This is a genomic window from Massilia sp. IC2-476 (genome assembly GCF_020707295.1).
Lineage (GTDB): Bacteria > Pseudomonadota > Gammaproteobacteria > Burkholderiales > Burkholderiaceae_D > Telluria.
On the sequence record NZ_JAJFER010000002.1, the window covers coordinates 827,322 to 841,413 of the forward strand.

Annotated in this window: 14 protein-coding genes; 8 read left to right on the top strand and 6 right to left on the bottom strand. The window is 65.6% G+C overall.

The features are described 5' to 3' along the window. Positions 1 to 130 precede the first annotated feature (130 nt). Together LK539_RS08575 and LK539_RS08580 are read left to right on the top strand one after the other, a co-directional pair. Positions 131 to 793, top strand: coding sequence for a thiol:disulfide interchange protein DsbA/DsbL (locus LK539_RS08575; protein ID WP_227800478.1), 663 nt, complete (start codon positions 131 to 133; stop codon positions 791 to 793). Then, positions 790 to 1,146, top strand: a complete 357-nt coding sequence (locus LK539_RS08580; protein ID WP_227800479.1) for a hypothetical protein — start codon at positions 790 to 792, stop codon at positions 1,144 to 1,146. Before LK539_RS08575 ends, LK539_RS08580 begins: the two co-directional genes overlap by 4 nt. A gap of 3 nt (positions 1,147 to 1,149) precedes the next feature. On the opposite strand, the gene LK539_RS08585 is transcribed toward LK539_RS08580, so the two are convergent. The 4 genes from LK539_RS08585 to LK539_RS08600 are packed head-to-tail and all read right to left on the bottom strand — an operon-like array spanning position 1,150 to position 3,899. Then, positions 1,150 to 1,734, bottom strand: a complete 585-nt coding sequence (locus LK539_RS08585; RefSeq protein WP_227800480.1) for a DUF6151 family protein — start codon at positions 1,732 to 1,734, stop codon at positions 1,150 to 1,152. Next, on the bottom strand, positions 1,731 to 2,036 hold the full coding sequence (locus tag LK539_RS08590; protein ID WP_227800481.1) for an antibiotic biosynthesis monooxygenase: 306 nt from the start codon (positions 2,034 to 2,036) through the stop codon (positions 1,731 to 1,733). Before LK539_RS08590 ends, LK539_RS08585 begins: the two co-directional genes overlap by 4 nt. Then, a complete protein-coding gene (lptA, locus tag LK539_RS08595) occupies positions 2,033 to 2,578 on the bottom strand; it encodes a lipopolysaccharide transport periplasmic protein LptA (protein ID WP_227800482.1) in 546 nt (181 codons plus the stop codon). The genes LK539_RS08590 and lptA overlap by 4 nt, the downstream gene beginning before the upstream one ends. Before the next feature lie 19 nt (positions 2,579 to 2,597). Further along, positions 2,598 to 3,899 (bottom strand): ATP-binding protein, encoded by a 1,302-nt coding sequence (locus LK539_RS08600; RefSeq protein ID WP_227800483.1) that lies wholly within the window; start codon positions 3,897 to 3,899, stop codon positions 2,598 to 2,600. A gap of 324 nt (positions 3,900 to 4,223) precedes the next feature. Between LK539_RS08600 and LK539_RS08605 the strand changes: the two genes are divergently transcribed. The 3 genes from LK539_RS08605 (at position 4,224) to LK539_RS08615 (ending at position 7,070) form a co-directional block, all read left to right on the top strand. Beyond that, positions 4,224 to 5,447, top strand: coding sequence for a protease complex subunit PrcB family protein (locus LK539_RS08605; RefSeq protein ID WP_227800484.1), 1,224 nt, complete (start codon positions 4,224 to 4,226; stop codon positions 5,445 to 5,447). Between the two features lie 70 nt (positions 5,448 to 5,517). Beyond that, positions 5,518 to 6,372 carry a MipA/OmpV family protein gene (locus LK539_RS08610; RefSeq protein ID WP_227800485.1) on the top strand — a complete coding sequence of 285 codons (855 nt, stop codon included), beginning with the start codon at positions 5,518 to 5,520 and terminating at the stop codon, positions 6,370 to 6,372. Positions 6,373 to 6,404: 32 nt separating this feature from the next. Further along, the gene (locus LK539_RS08615; protein ID WP_227800486.1) at positions 6,405 to 7,070 is read left to right on the top strand and encodes a hypothetical protein; all 666 of its coding nucleotides are present in this window, start codon (positions 6,405 to 6,407) and stop codon (positions 7,068 to 7,070) included. Positions 7,071 to 7,176: 106 nt separating this feature from the next. On the opposite strand, the gene LK539_RS08620 is transcribed toward LK539_RS08615, so the two are convergent. After that, on the bottom strand, positions 7,177 to 7,866 hold the full coding sequence (locus LK539_RS08620) for a response regulator transcription factor (RefSeq protein WP_227800487.1): 690 nt from the start codon (positions 7,864 to 7,866) through the stop codon (positions 7,177 to 7,179). 194 nt (positions 7,867 to 8,060) lie between these two features. Between LK539_RS08620 and LK539_RS08625 the strand changes: the two genes are divergently transcribed. Continuing rightward, positions 8,061 to 9,839 (top strand): alkaline phosphatase D family protein, encoded by a 1,779-nt coding sequence (locus LK539_RS08625; RefSeq protein WP_227800488.1) that lies wholly within the window; start codon positions 8,061 to 8,063, stop codon positions 9,837 to 9,839. Between the two features lie 85 nt (positions 9,840 to 9,924). Beyond that, on the top strand, positions 9,925 to 11,910 hold the full coding sequence (locus tag LK539_RS08630) for a prolyl oligopeptidase family serine peptidase (RefSeq protein ID WP_227800489.1): 1,986 nt from the start codon (positions 9,925 to 9,927) through the stop codon (positions 11,908 to 11,910). A gap of 119 nt (positions 11,911 to 12,029) precedes the next feature. Here the strand turns inward: LK539_RS08630 and LK539_RS08635 are convergent, their stop codons facing one another. Further along, the gene (locus LK539_RS08635) at positions 12,030 to 13,100 is read right to left on the bottom strand and encodes a tartrate dehydrogenase (protein ID WP_227800490.1); all 1,071 of its coding nucleotides are present in this window, start codon (positions 13,098 to 13,100) and stop codon (positions 12,030 to 12,032) included. Between the two features lie 91 nt (positions 13,101 to 13,191). Here LK539_RS08635 and LK539_RS08640 point away from each other — a divergent pair, with 91 nt between their 5' ends. Beyond that, positions 13,192 to 14,085 carry a LysR substrate-binding domain-containing protein gene (locus LK539_RS08640; RefSeq protein ID WP_227800491.1) on the top strand — a complete coding sequence of 298 codons (894 nt, stop codon included), beginning with the start codon at positions 13,192 to 13,194 and terminating at the stop codon, positions 14,083 to 14,085. The last annotated feature ends 7 nt before the right edge of the window (positions 14,086 to 14,092 follow it).

Genomic DNA, 14,092 nt, shown 5'->3' on the forward strand with positions numbered 1-14,092 from the left:
GCTTGTCAATCTGCCGTATCCCTTGCGTTAATTCGGTAAGCAAATGCAAAATTCCCGCCTTCCCCCGTAAGGGGACCCAAAAAAGTGGTAATCTCCCGGCGTTTGCTCAATCTATTCTGGAAGGATACCTATGCGTTCTCTGCGTTTCGCCCTCATCGCCGCCACCATGGTCGCCAGCACCGCGTTCGCGTCGCCTGCCGACCCGAAGAACGGCGTCGATTACCAGACCCTGAGTGCGCCGCAGCCGGTGCAGGCGACGGGCAAGAAGGTCGAGGTCATCGAATTCTTCGCTTACCACTGCCCGGCATGTAACGCGCTGGAGCCGACGCTGAACCAGTGGATCAAGAAGCAGGGCGATAACATCGTCATGCGCCGCATCCACCTGCCGTTCCAGGGCCCGGCCGATCCGGAAGCGCACCTGTTCCTGACCCTGGAGGCGATGGGCAAGCTGGAGGAATACCACCCGCGCGTGTTCCAGGCCGTGCACGTCCAGCGCCAGCGCCTGATGAAGGATGACGCGATCATCGAGTGGGCCGCCAAGAATGGCTTGGACCGCGCCAAGTTCATGGAAACCTGGAACTCGTTCGGCGTGACCACCAAGCTGCGCCGCCTCGAAGCGATCTCGAAGAACTACAAGGTCAGCAGCACCCCGACCATCATCATCGATGGCAAGTACGTGGTGTCGCCGGGCCAGGTCTCGGAATCGAACAAGATCCAGGGCCTGGAGCCGACCATGCAGGCAACCACCCAGGTCATGGACGCACTGGTCAAGAAAGCAGCCGCCTCGAAATGAGCAATGACGTCGAACGCGAAGTCCTCAAGATGTACGATGGGTCCCGGCCCAACGAGGACGACCTGTTTGAGACCAGCTACGTGAACCACGTGGCGTGGGGGCTGGCGATCTTCTTTGCGGGGATCGCCATCTGGCTCGCGATCGCCCTCGTCAATGCGGAGAACCAGCGCTACGCCCTGATGACCAACCAGTGCGTCGACCCGCTGTTCAAGGGCGGCGTCGACAAGACCTGCCTGAAAACCGTGCGCTCGCGCGAACACTGGTGGGAACACCTGTGGGTCGGGGTCACGCACGTGCGCGGAGAATACGAATACGTCTCGCGTTATCCCGCCCGGCGCGAGGCCGAACGCTGAGCTCTACGGGGTCAGCGCCTTGCGCTCTTCCAGCGACAGTACCTGCACCTCCTTCACCGGTTCGCCAGCGGCGGACCGGAAGAAGGGGTTCTCCCGATAGCCGCCACCCAGGCGCGCCTTCACGAGCATCACTCCCACCTTGAACACCACGCCGGCCGTGCTCAGGCCGCTCGACTGCACGGGCGCCGTGGCCGATTGCGTCTCGACCCGGCAGCGCAAGGGGCCCAGCTCGCGCGCGAGCTGCTCGTCCGACTCCGCCAGGCAGGCCCGGACCAGGCCGACGTAGGACGTCTTCGGGTCGCGCGGTGTGTTGCCGATCGGGGTGCGGCAGCAGCTGGCGTACCAGCGGTATAGCCCCTTGGGACCCAGCGATATGCAGGCCAGGTGTTCGAGGCCGGCCTCGAAGCGCACCGCCGCCGGCAGGGTGGCGGCCACTTCGGTGCCGCCCGCGGCGTCCAGCACGCCGGAGCCGAGGAAGTGGCCATAGGCCTGGCAGTCCTTGCAATAGCAGACCGCGCGCGCGGCCACGCGCCGGCTGTCGACCTGGCCGCGCAGCTGGCCGCAGCGGCAACGCAATGTGATTGTCATAGTGGGCCTCCATCCAGGATCATCGAATAATGCTCGACCGTCGGGAACGGATCGTAGAAATGGTGCAGCAGCGCCTTCCACTCCTGGTAGCCGGGCGAACCGCGAAAGCCCACCGTGTGGTCTTCCAGCGTCCGCCAGTTCACCAGCAGCACGTAGCGGCTGCGCCGCTCCAGGCAGCGCTGCAGCTGGTGCGACACGTAGCCCGGCATGCCCGCAATGATGCCTGAAGCCTGGCGAAAAGCGGCTTCGAACGCTTCTTCCTGGCCGGGACGCACGTCGAGGGTGGCGACTTCGAGGATCATGGTTTCTCCGTGGTGGCGACGGCGGCTGCCGGCGGTTTGCGTTTGGGCTGCAGGATGATGGTGCCGCGGCTGCCTGGGGCCAGCGGGCGGATGTCGATCATTTCCGTGCGCAGGTTGTAGATGATGGCATCCCCCTGGATCTCGTCGCCTGCCGTGCCGTCGACGACGCGGCGCACCCGGCCCTCGTCGAACAGCTTGACCATGCCGCTGCGCTCGTCGTATTCGACGCGACTGGCTTCGCCTTCCATCCATACTTCTCCCGGACCGTCGCTCTTCTGGCGGAAGCGCACCTTGCGGCCCGGATCGGCCTGCACGGCGGCGCTCTGGTAGCCCTCGGGCGAGCGCAGCGCCTCGCCACGGTCGGCCTCGATGCGCAGGGTGCCGCGCGTGATGATGATATTGCCGGCCATGTTCGCCTTGCTGGTGACGCTGTCGAAGCGGCATTCATCGCATTTGATGGTGGTCTGCCTGTAGACGTCGGCCTTCTCGGCCGCTGCCGGGAGGGTTGCGGCGAGAAGCAGGGCCGGCAGGAATCGTTTCATGGGCGGTGTCGGGTTCCTGTCAGGTGGGTAGGTGGATCACGAAGCGCGCGCCGCCCAGCGGCGAGCTGTCGGCGCGCAGGCTGCCGCCGTGCAGGGCCACCGCCTTGCGCGCGATCGACAGGCCGAGGCCGAAGCCGCCGGTGGCGCGGTCGCGGCTGCGGTCGAGGCGGTAGAAGGGCTCGAATACCTTTTCGCGCTCTTCTTCCGGAATGCCGGGGCCGTCGTCGTCCACCGTGATCTCGACGCCGCCTTCAGTGCGGGTGGCCGACAGCAGGATGCGGCCGCTAGCGTACTTCTGGGCATTGCGCAGCAGGTTGCAGACGGCACGCGCGAGCAGGCGCCGGTCCAGTTCCAGTTCGCCGAGTTCCTCGTCCAGCCTGCACTCGAGCGTGTGCTCCGCGGGCGGCAGCATCTGCGTGCATTCCTGCAGCACTTCGGCCAGCACGACCGGCTCGGCCTGCAGGTTGCGGGCGCTATCCAGCTTGCTCATGTCGAGCAGTTCGTTGACCAGCGAATTCAGTTCGCGCAGGTCGCCTTCCATGGCCCGCACGCGCTTGCTCAGGTCCGGGTCCTTGGCGCGGGCGTCCAGCAGCTCGAGGCCGAACTCCAGCCGCGCGATCGGGGTGCGCAGCTCGTGCGACACCGAGTGCAGCAGGCTTTTCTGCGCTTCCAGCAGGTCTTCGATGCGGTCGGCCATGTGGTTGATGCGTTCGGCCAGCGGATAGACCGCGGCCGAGGGCTTCATGAGCGCGCGTGCGGTCAGCTTGCCGCTGCCGAATTCGTCGGCCACGCGCGACAGCGACTGCAATCCCTGCCAGTGCGTGCGCGACCACAGCGCGATCGGCACCAGCAGGGCCACCGCCACGATCACGTAGCGCAGCGCTTCCATCTTGAGCGCCTGGCCGATGTCGACCGGCAGGTTCTGGGCGCGCAGCACTTCTTCGTGGCTGCCGATGTAGCGCTCGCCCTCCAGGTCGACGCGTCGGTAGAAGCTGCGGCTGGCCGCATCGAGCACGATCTCGCCGTTGTCCAGCTGGACCCGGCGCCCGCCCGGCAAGGCATTGCGGGCCTCGGCCAGCGGAATGAGGTCGTAGCGCACGTCGGAGACGATCCGGACATTGTTCAGGCGGGCCAGCCACTCGTCGGGCGGGGCCTGGTCGACATACTGTTCGAGCAGGAAAATCTGCGCAGCCGCCTGGCGGCGTGCGATGTCCTCGAGCGGATCCCCGAACAGCCGGCTGAAAGCGAAGTAGATCACGAAGGTGGCCGCCGTGATCGACAGCATGACCAGCACGAAGAAGCGGAAGAAGATCCGGTTCACGTGCCCATCCTGCATGACTGGCGGTTACGGATTGCTGCGCAATACATAGTTTCTCCTTGGCTGCATTGTATAGGAGCAATCAGCAATGTTGTACCTCTTTGATACCACTTTGGATAGCTTTCCACTGCCTTACAAATTGATGACAATTCCTCGACAGATCGAGGGGGAATGAAATCCGGGGAATTCTTACTATGCTCATACATCAGGTTTTGGTTTATCTGGTTTTCCGTTTGCCCGCCTGATATGCGAGTGTCGGCGGGTTTTTTTATTCCCAAGGAAACGATCGGTGCGCAGCCAGCACCGGCTAGTCTGGAGAAGAACAAGATGAGCATGGTTGGACGCACTGTTGTCACTGCCGCCGTGGTCGGCATGACCCTGGCAGCCTGCGGTGGCGGTGGCGATGACACCGCCGTCATGAAGAACCAGCAGGCAGGGCAGGGGATCGCCGTCGGCGAACCGAATGGCGGCGTTCCGGTCGTTTCCGAGTACATCAAGATGGCGCAGGAAGCAGACTGCGCATCGACCCGCAACAATCTGTATGTCGTCGACAGCAAGTATGTCGTGTCGGACCGCGCCGACTACGGCTGCTATGACGCTTCCTGGAGCGTGAGCCTGATGGGGCCGACGCCGCAGGCCGTCCTGTGCACGTCGAGCGACAGCTTCGCCGGCCCGCGCACCAGCTGCAGCGACGAAAGCCTGCGTCCTCTGTTCGACACCATCTCGAAGAACCTGGACAAGGCCGACCTCGGCCTCGGCGCCGCTCACAAGGTCGAGCGCGTCAGTTTCCTGCCGAAGTCGGGCAGCCCGGTCGCCTTCAAGACCGTGGTGAGCGACGCCTTCTCGAACATCGAGACCCCGCGCGAAGTCGTGATCAAGGATGCGGCCGCCTGGAGCGCCCTGTGGGCCGAACACAGCAAGACCCGGATCGCGGCGCCGCAATTCGATTTCACGAACAATATGCTGGTGGCCGTGTTCGCGGGCAACGGCAAGATCGACTGCGGTACCTTCGACGTCGTGTACGTCGGTGCGAAGGACGGCAAGCTGCTGGTCGAGTACGAATACCGCGACATGTCGCCGGTGGCAACCTGCCTGGCGGTCGTCACCCAGCCGATGCGTGTCGTCGCCGTGCCGAAAGTCGATGTCCCGGTCGAATTCCGCAGGATCAACTCGCCGTACTTCAACCTCGAGACGATCGGCAGGGAAGTCCGCACCAATATCCAGACCCAGCGCAACGTCGTGGTTCGCGACGAGGCGGCCTGGGCCACCCTGTGGGCCGAGCATGCCGGCGCCGGCGTGGCCCTGCCGAAGGTCGATTTCAGCCAGAAGATGGTGATTGGGGTGTTCCGCGGTCCCAAGCCGAACCTCTGCTACGGTGGCGGGATCGCCAGCGTGGGCTTCCAGGACGGCAAGCTGAAGGTCGGTATTACCGATACCGAGCCGGGCCCGGGCGCCGTCTGCGGCCAGGCGATCGTCTACCCGGCCCACCTGGTAGTCGTGAACCGCAGCGAGGCGCCGGTAGAATTCGTGTCGGAAATTCGATCCCGATAGTAACAATGCGTGAGAGTTCGGCTTGCTCGACGTAAAATATTCGATCGCCGAACTCTCGAGCCTTGAACACATGAAAAAGCTTTTCGCCCTGGTCCTGGCAGTCTCGGGCAGCGCCGCAAGCGCGCAGACGCCGACCACCAACCCGATGCCCGACGGCAGCCGCGATATGTATGCGGGGCTGGGCGTCGTGTCGGCGCCGCGGTACGAGGGGGCGGACAGCAGGAAGACGTCGGTACTGCCGGTGCTCCAGGTCCAGTGGAGCAATGGCGTGTTCATTTCGGGCATGAGCGCAGGGATGCACCTGTCCTCCAGCCCCACGGTCGAATACGGCCCGCTGCTGGCCGTTCATCCGCGCCGCACCGAATCGGGCACCGGCGGCCGCGTTGGCGGCGTCGAGGCGGGGCCCAGCTCTACCCTTGCGCCCACCAAGGTCCTCGAAACTTTCAGGTCTGACAATCCACTGGCCGGCATGGACGAGATCAAGGCGCGTCCCGAGGCTGGCGCCTTCTTCAACTATTACCTGGCCCCCGAATGGCGCCTGACCAGCAGCGTGCTGGCCGGCGCCGGCAACGACCGCAACGGCGTGCGCGGCGAGATCGGCGTCCAGCGCCTGGCGATGCAGCTGGCTCCGCACCACACGGTGTCGGTGTCGGCCGGCGTCAGCTTCGCCAACCGCGCCTACCAGCAGAGCTATTTCGGCGTCAGTGCGCGCGAGGCCGCCACCACCGGCCACCGCAGCTACCGTCCGGACGGCGGCGTGAAGGACGTGCGCATCGGCGCGCGCTGGAACTGGGCGCTGTCGCCTTCGTGGATGCTGACATCCAGCGTGCAAGCCACCCGCCTGGCGGGTGACGCGCGCCGCAGCCCGCTCGTCGAGCGGCCCACCAATGTGACGGTTTCGACCGCCTTCGCCTACCGGTTCTGATGATGCGACTCGCACACGCCACCGCATGCGTAATGCTCCTGAGCTCGGCCAGCCTGGCCGTGGCGCAGGCGCTCGCGCCCGCGTCGGAGTGGGCGAGCTACCGCGACGCCTACCGCGCGGTGGTGGTGTTCGAAAAATACGGCGGCGCCAAGAGCCTGCTGCAGAACCACCTGCAGCTGGTGCCGCGCGAGAAGGGCGCACTGGGCGAGGGCGTGCAGCTGGTCCTGACGGGAAAGACGGTCCAGACCAGCCTCGCGCTCGACGCGCTGGGGCGGGGCGTGCTGCCGCTGCTGAAGGCGGCCTACGATGAAAACGCCGTGCTGGCGCCGAACCGCCGGATCGGCCCGTTCGGCCTGCGCTCCCGGGTGACGATCGCGCCCCAGGCCGACAACATCTACGACACCGCCGAGCTGCGCACGGCCTGCGAACAGGCGCTCGCCTACGCGCGCTACGTCGACGCCGGCGCGCGTTCGCGCCAGTGCGTCGGGGTGCGCATGGTGTTCCCGCGCAAAGGCGTCGAGACCTCGGTCAAGCTGCGCCGCGCGGAAGGCGAGCAGGCCCTGGGCGTCAGCCTGGCGCCGGCCTTCGCAGGCGATGTCGACGCCGACCTGCCTTCCGTGAACTACCGCTTCGGGCCCGATCAGGCGCAGCTGATCACCTACAGCGCGCCGCTGGCCATCGTGCCCCTGTTCGAATAGCCGCTTTTCGTAGGGTGGGCGGCTTGTCCGCCCACGCGGTGCCAGCTGCTGCTGGCAATCGTGGACGGTGTGGGCGGAAGATCCGCCCACCCTACAGACCTATCAATCAGTTCCACGCCGAAGGCGAGAACAGGTAGCCTTCGCCCCACACCGTCTTGATCTTTTCCGATTCCGCGTCCTCGAACTTGCGGCGCAGCTTCGAGATGCAGTTGTCGATACTGCGGTCCAGGCCATCGAACTCGATCCCGCGCATCTTCTTGAGCAGGGCGTCGCGCGACAGCACGCGGCCGGCGGCTTCGGCCAGCACCAGCAGCAGCTTGTATTCCGTATTCGACAGCACGCAGGGCTCGCCGCGCCACACGACGCTGCGGTCGGTGGTGACGATGCGCAGCGCGCCGAACTGCAGCACGCGGGTATCGAGGCCGCCCTTGGCCTGGGCCGTGCGCCGCATCAGCGCGCGCAGGCGCGCCAGCAGCACGCGCGGCTGCACCGGCTTGTTGACGAAATCGTCGGCGCCCTGTTCCAGGCCCGAGACTTCATCATAGGAATCCTCGCGCGCGGTCAGGATCAGGATCGGCACCTCGGACATCTCGCGGATCTGGCGGCACACCACCATGCCGTCCAGGCCCGGCAGCATCAGGTCGAGCACGACCACGTCGGGCGAGAGCGCCTTGAATCGTTCCAGCGCCTGGTCGCCGCGGGTGACGAGGTCCACCGCGAATTCATAGCCGGACAGGTATTCGGTGACGAGCTCCGCCAAACGCGCATCGTCTTCCACCAACATCACTCGGTACATGCTTGTTTCTCCTTCGTCCGAGATTGTATAAGACTCGTTGCTCGCAAGCACAGCCCCTACAAAGGGGGGACATTTGCATACACCTGGAGACATCTGGCATGCGGGATGGGTGAGGGGCCGGACGTCCCGATCTGTCATCCACTGGAAACTTTACATCACTAGACTCGGCTGCGTTGACTTTACTGGAGAGCGATGTGGATCGACGTGGTTTCATACGGAGTGCTGCCTGGTTCACGGTAGCGGGTGCGGGCACCATGGTGGCGGGCTGCGGCAGTTCGGACGACTTCCCGCCCTCGGGTACCTATCGCTTCACGCACGGTGTCGCCAGCGGCGACCCGAAGGAGGCAAGCATCGTGTTCTGGACCCGCTGTGTTCCGGCGAGCGGCAGCGCGGCGGTCGAAGTGCGGCTGGAAGTCGCGCTCGACAGCGCTTTTCGCGAGCTGGTGACGGCGGTGGAGCTTGCGGCCCAGCCGGCCCACGACCACACCGTGCGCGCCAAGCTCACCGGCCTGGTCGCCAATACCCGCTATTACTACCGCTTCCGCGCCGGCCAGGACTTCAGCCCGGTCGGCCAGAGCAAGACCGCGCCGGCCGCGGCCTCGACCCCGTCCCAGATGCGCTTTGCCTGGATGACCTGCCAGGACTGGAGCATCAACCACTGGGCCGCGATGGAGCTCCTGGCGGCCGAGGAACTGGACTTCGTGGTGCACCTCGGCGACTACATCTACGAGACGGTGGGCGCCGCCTTCCAGGCCGGCGCTGCCGAGCCGGCGCACACGAAGATCACTTTGCCCAACGGCCTGGCGGCCGGCGGCGGCGCAGTGTACGCGAATACCGTCGAGGACTACCGCACCCTGTACCGCACCTACCGCGGCGACGCCCGCCTGCAGGAGATCCACCGCAAGTTCCCGATGATCGTGATCTGGGACGATCACGAGTTTTCCGACGACTGCTGGCAGGATCACCAGACCTACGACAACGCCAACCGGCAGGAAACCGCACGCCGGCGCAATGCCAACCAGGCCTGGGCAGAGTACATGCCGGTGGACTGGGGCGACGTCTCCTTCGACCTGAACAAGAGCAGCTACGACAACATCCGCATCTACCGTGACTTCCGCTTCGGCACCCTGATGCACCTGGTGATGACCGACGAGCGCCTCTACCGCGACGACCACGTGGTGAGCGAGGCGGCCTATGCCCAGCTGCTGCAGCACGATCCGGTGAATGGCGACGACTCGGTCGGGGCGCGCTATTTCGTGCCGCAGCCGCTGCTGCAGCAGTTCGAGGACCGTACGGCAGGCAGCCTGGGACGCCGCCCCGGCATTCTGGGACCCACCCAGACCCAGTGGTGGAAGGACACCATGAAGGGCTCGAGCGCCACCTGGAAGGTATGGGGCAACGAGGTGACACTGAACCGCATGTGGCTGGACCTGCGCACCCAGGCGCCGGCCCCCTACAACCAGCTCTACATCGTCAATGCCGACGGCTGGGACGGTTACCCGTCCTACCGCGCCGAACTGATGGCCCACCTGAAGACCAACAACGTGCGCAACGTGGTGGCGATCACGGGCGACCTGCACGCTTTCCAGTGCGGCGTGGTGTACGACAACCAGGACCCGCGCAGCGGCACCCCGGTGGCGGTGGACTTCGTCAGCGCCGGCATCAGCAGTTCCTCGTTCTACAAGTACCTGCGCGCCGGCGCCGGCACCACGCCGCTGGCGCCGCTGGTGGCCACGCCTCAGACCTTCGACGGCGTGATGCGCATGCAGAACCCGGCCTTTGCCTACGCCGACCACGACGCCCAGGGCTATGCGGTGGCGACCGTGACCCCGGCCGCGTTCACGGTGCTGTTCAACAAGGTCAAGCCGCTGAACGCCGACGGCAGCAAGCCGGCGACGCCGCTGGCCAAGCGCACTCGCATCACCCTGCGTGCCGGGTCGACCACGCCGCAAGTGGAAGACAACGTGAGCTAGGTCTGCCATTCGTCGCGGTCCGCCTCCGGGTCTTCCGGTGTAGAGTGTCGGTTCAACCGTTCTGTCACTACACTGGAGGACCTGGATGAGTTTCGTACCTCGCCCGCTCGGGCTGACCCTGATCGCCACGTTGTTCATCGTCGCCGGCGCCGCCATGGCCCAGGAGGCTACCGTCGCGCCACCGGCCGCGATGGTGCTGGAAAACGTCCCGCCCGTGCGCGCCAGCCTGGCCAGCCAGGTGGCGAAGTACAACGAGTTCAAGCCGACCTCGTACGCGGCCTGGCACCCGACCAGGCTCGAGATGATCGTCTCGCGCCGCCACAACAACACGCCCCAGCTGTTCCGCGTGGCGAAACCCGGCGCCCCGCTGGAGCTGATGACCGACTATGCCGAACCGGTGCGCAGCGCCCAGTACGAGCCGCGCCAGGGCAAGTTCTACGTGTTCGGGCGCGACAGCGGCGGCAACGAGGTATTCCGCGCCTACCGGCGCGACGTCGGCATGAAGGCAGCCAGCCAGGATGCGATCCCGATCACCCCGGACAACCGGCGCGTGCAGGACACCGCCTGGGCGAAAAAATCAGGCCGGCTGCTGTACGTGACGGTGCCGGTGGGCCGCCAGGGCTCGAACGACCAGATCAACTCGACCATCAGCATCGTCGACCCGGCGCAGCCCGAGCAAGCGCGCGTGCTGGCCGAACTGCCGGGCGGCGGCTGGGGCTCGTTCTCGTTCTCGCAGGACGACAAGCAGCTGGCCTACCTCGAGTACGTGTCGGCCAACGAGACTTTCCTGTGGCTGATGGATGTCGCAAGCGGCAAGAGCCGGCTGCTGACACAGAAGGGCGGCGAGAAGGTGGCCTACGGCGACCCGGTGTTCTCGCGCGACGGCAAGGGTGTCTACACCACCAGCGACCGCGGTTCCGAATTCCGCCGCCTGGTCTACCTCGACCTGGCGAGCGGCAAGGAGACCGTGCTCACGCCCGACATCAACTGGGACATCGACGAGATCGACTTGTCCGACGACGGCAGGCTGCTGGCCTTCGTGGCCAACGAAGACGGCAGCAGCGTGCTGCGCTTGATGAGCACGCGCGACCACAAGCTGCTGGCGCAGCCGAAGCTGCCGATGGGCGTCATCGGCCGCATCGAGTGGCACCGCAACAGCCGCAACCTGGCGCTGTCGCTGTCCTCGGCGCGCAGCCCGTCCGAGGTGTACAGCGTCGATGCGAAGACGGGCGCCGTCACGCGCTGGACCCAGCACGAGAAGATGGATGTCGACATGAACCGCTTCGTCGAACCCTCGCTGGTGCGCTGGAAGTCCTTCGACGGCCGCAGCATCTCGGGCTTCGTCTACCGTCCCGATGCCGCGAAATTCCCGGGCAAGCGGCCGGTGATGATCAACATCCACGGCGGGCCGGAAGGGCAGTCGACGCCCGGCTTCCTGGGCCGGAACAACTACTACACGGACGAGATGGGCCTGATCGTCATCTACCCCAACGTGCGCGGCTCGACCGGCTACGGCAAGAGCTTCCTGAAGCTGGACAACGGCAAGCTGCGGGAAGACTCGGTGAAGGACATCGGCGCGCTGCTCGACTGGATCGCCACCCAGCCCGACATGGACGCCGCACGCGTGGCGGTGGCGGGCGGTTCCTACGGCGGCTACATGAGCCTCGCCGTATCGACCATGTACGCGGACCGCATCGCAGCGGCGGTCGACATCGTCGGCATCTCGAACTTCGTCACCTTCCTCGAGCGCACCGAAAGCTACCGGCGCGACCTGCGTCGGGTGGAGTACGGCGACGAGCGCGATCCCGACATGCGCAAGTGGATGGAGGCGACGGCGCCGGCCAACAATGCGGCCAGGATCAAGAAGCCGCTGTTCGTCGTGCAGGGCAAGAACGACCCGCGCGTGCCCTGGCAGGAAGCGGACCAGATCGTGGCCACGGTGAAGAAGAACGGCACGCCGGTGTGGTACATGACGGCCAACGATGAAGGACACGGCTTCGGCAAGAAGGCGAATGCCGATTATCTGTTTTATTCGACGATCGACTTCTTTAACACCTATCTGCTGAAATAACACTGCGGCGTCCGTCGCTGTAGGGTGGGCGGCTATGCCGCCCACGCGGTGATGTGCGACCGCGTGGGCGTTCGTAATTCCGGGCATTGCCCGAAATCACCCCGCCCACCCTACGAAACTCAGGCGCTTTCCAGGTATCCGGCGATCGCTTTCCCCACGTCGGTCGTATTCGCCGTCCCACCCATATCTGGCGTACGCGGCCCGTTCACCAGGCAATGCTCCATCGCCCGCACGACCGCATCGTGCGCATCCTTGTAGCCCAGGAACTCCAGCATCATCGCCCCGGACCAGATCATGGCGATCGGGTTCGCGATGTTCTTGCCGTAGATGTCCGGCGCCGAGCCGTGCACCGGTTCGAACAGCGAAGGGAAGCTGCGCTCCGGATTCAGGTTGGCCGAGGGCGCAATGCCGATCGTGCCGGTGCAGGCCGGCCCGAGGTCGGACAGGATGTCGCCGAACAGGTTCGAGGCCACCACCACGTCGAAGCGTTCCGGCGACAGCACGAAGCGCGCGGCCAGGATATCGACGTGGTACTTGTCCCAGCGGACCTCGGGATAGGCTTCTCCCATCGCGGCTACGCGCTCGTCCCAGTAGGGCATCGAGATCGCGATGCCGTTCGACTTGGTGGCGGCGGTCAGGTGCTTCTTGGGGCGACGCTGGGCCAGCTCGAAGGCATATTTCAGGATGCGGTCGGTCCCGTGGCGGGTGAAGACCGCTTCCTGCAGCACCAGCTCGCGCTCGGTGCCTTCGAACATGCGCCCGCCGACCGCCGAGTATTCGCCTTCGGTGTTCTCGCGCACCACGTAGAAGTCGATATCGCCCGGCTGCTTGTTCGCGAGCGGGCAGGGCACGCCCGGCATCAGGCGCACCGGACGCAGGTTCACGTACTGGTCGAACTCGCGGCGGAATTTCAGCAGCGATCCCCACAGCGAGATATGGTCGGGCACCGTGTCCGGCCAGCCGACGGCGCCGAAGAAAATCGCCTCGCAACCGTCGAGCTGCTTCTTCCAGTCGTCCGGCATCATCTTGCCGTGCTCGAGGTAATAGTCGCAGCTGGCCCATTCGAAGTGGACGAACTCCAGCCCAATGCCGAAGCGCTTGCTCGCCGCCTCAAGGGCGCGCAAGCCTTCCGGCATGACTTCCTTGCCGATGCCGTCTCCGGCGATGACGGCGATCCTGTGTGTGTTCATGGTGCTTCTCCCGATAATCGATCTGCGTCAGCTTATCAAGAAAACACTCCGTTTATAATCGGCCGCACCGTAGCTTCATTAAACACGAATCGTGAACAATATTGAGAGCGCCGATTTGCGGGTGCTGGTGGCCGTGGTCCGCAAGGGAAGCTTTTCCGGGGCAGCCGACGAGCTGGGGATGTCGCCCGCGTTCTTCAGCAAGCGCATCGGGGTGCTGGAAGACGGATTGCGCGTGCGCCTGTTCGAACGCAGCACGCGCCGTGTAGTCATCACCGAGGACGGCGAGCAGGTCTATGGCCGCGCCCTGCGCATCCTGGAACAGCTCGACGACATGCTCGATGCGCTGTCGGACCGGCGCAGCGAGCCTGCCGGCCAGCTGCGCATCTGCAGCAGCTTCGGCTTCGGGCGCATCGCGGTGGCGCCGGTGATCGCGCAGCTGGCGGCCAGCTACCCGAAGCTGCAGATCCGCTTCGAGGTGTTCGACCGCCTGGTCGACACGGTGGCCGAGGGCTTCGACCTGGACGTGCGCATCGGCGACACCATCCCGCCGCAATTGGTGGCGCGCAAGCTGATGGACAACCACCGCATCCTGTGCGCCGCGCCAAGTTACATCGCCCGCCACGGCATGCCGAAGACGCTAAAGGAACTGGCCGGCCACCAGTGCCTGCCGATCAAGGAGCGCGACCACCCGCTCGGCAGCTGGCGCCTGCACGGGAAAAACGGCGAGGAGACGGTGCGGGTCTCGGGTGCGCTGTCGACCAACCACGGCGAGATCGCACTACGTTGGGCGGTCGAAGGCGCCGGCATCGTCCTGCGCTCGCTGTGGGATGCGCAGGGCTACCTGGACGATGGCCGGCTGCTGCAGGTGCTGCCCGAGTACACGCAGCCTGCCAGCGTGTGGGCCGTGTATCCCCAGCGCCTGGCCGGTTCCAGCAGGGTGGGGGCCTGCGTGGACTTCCTGCGCCGGCACCTGGCGCAGGGGTGAGGGTGTG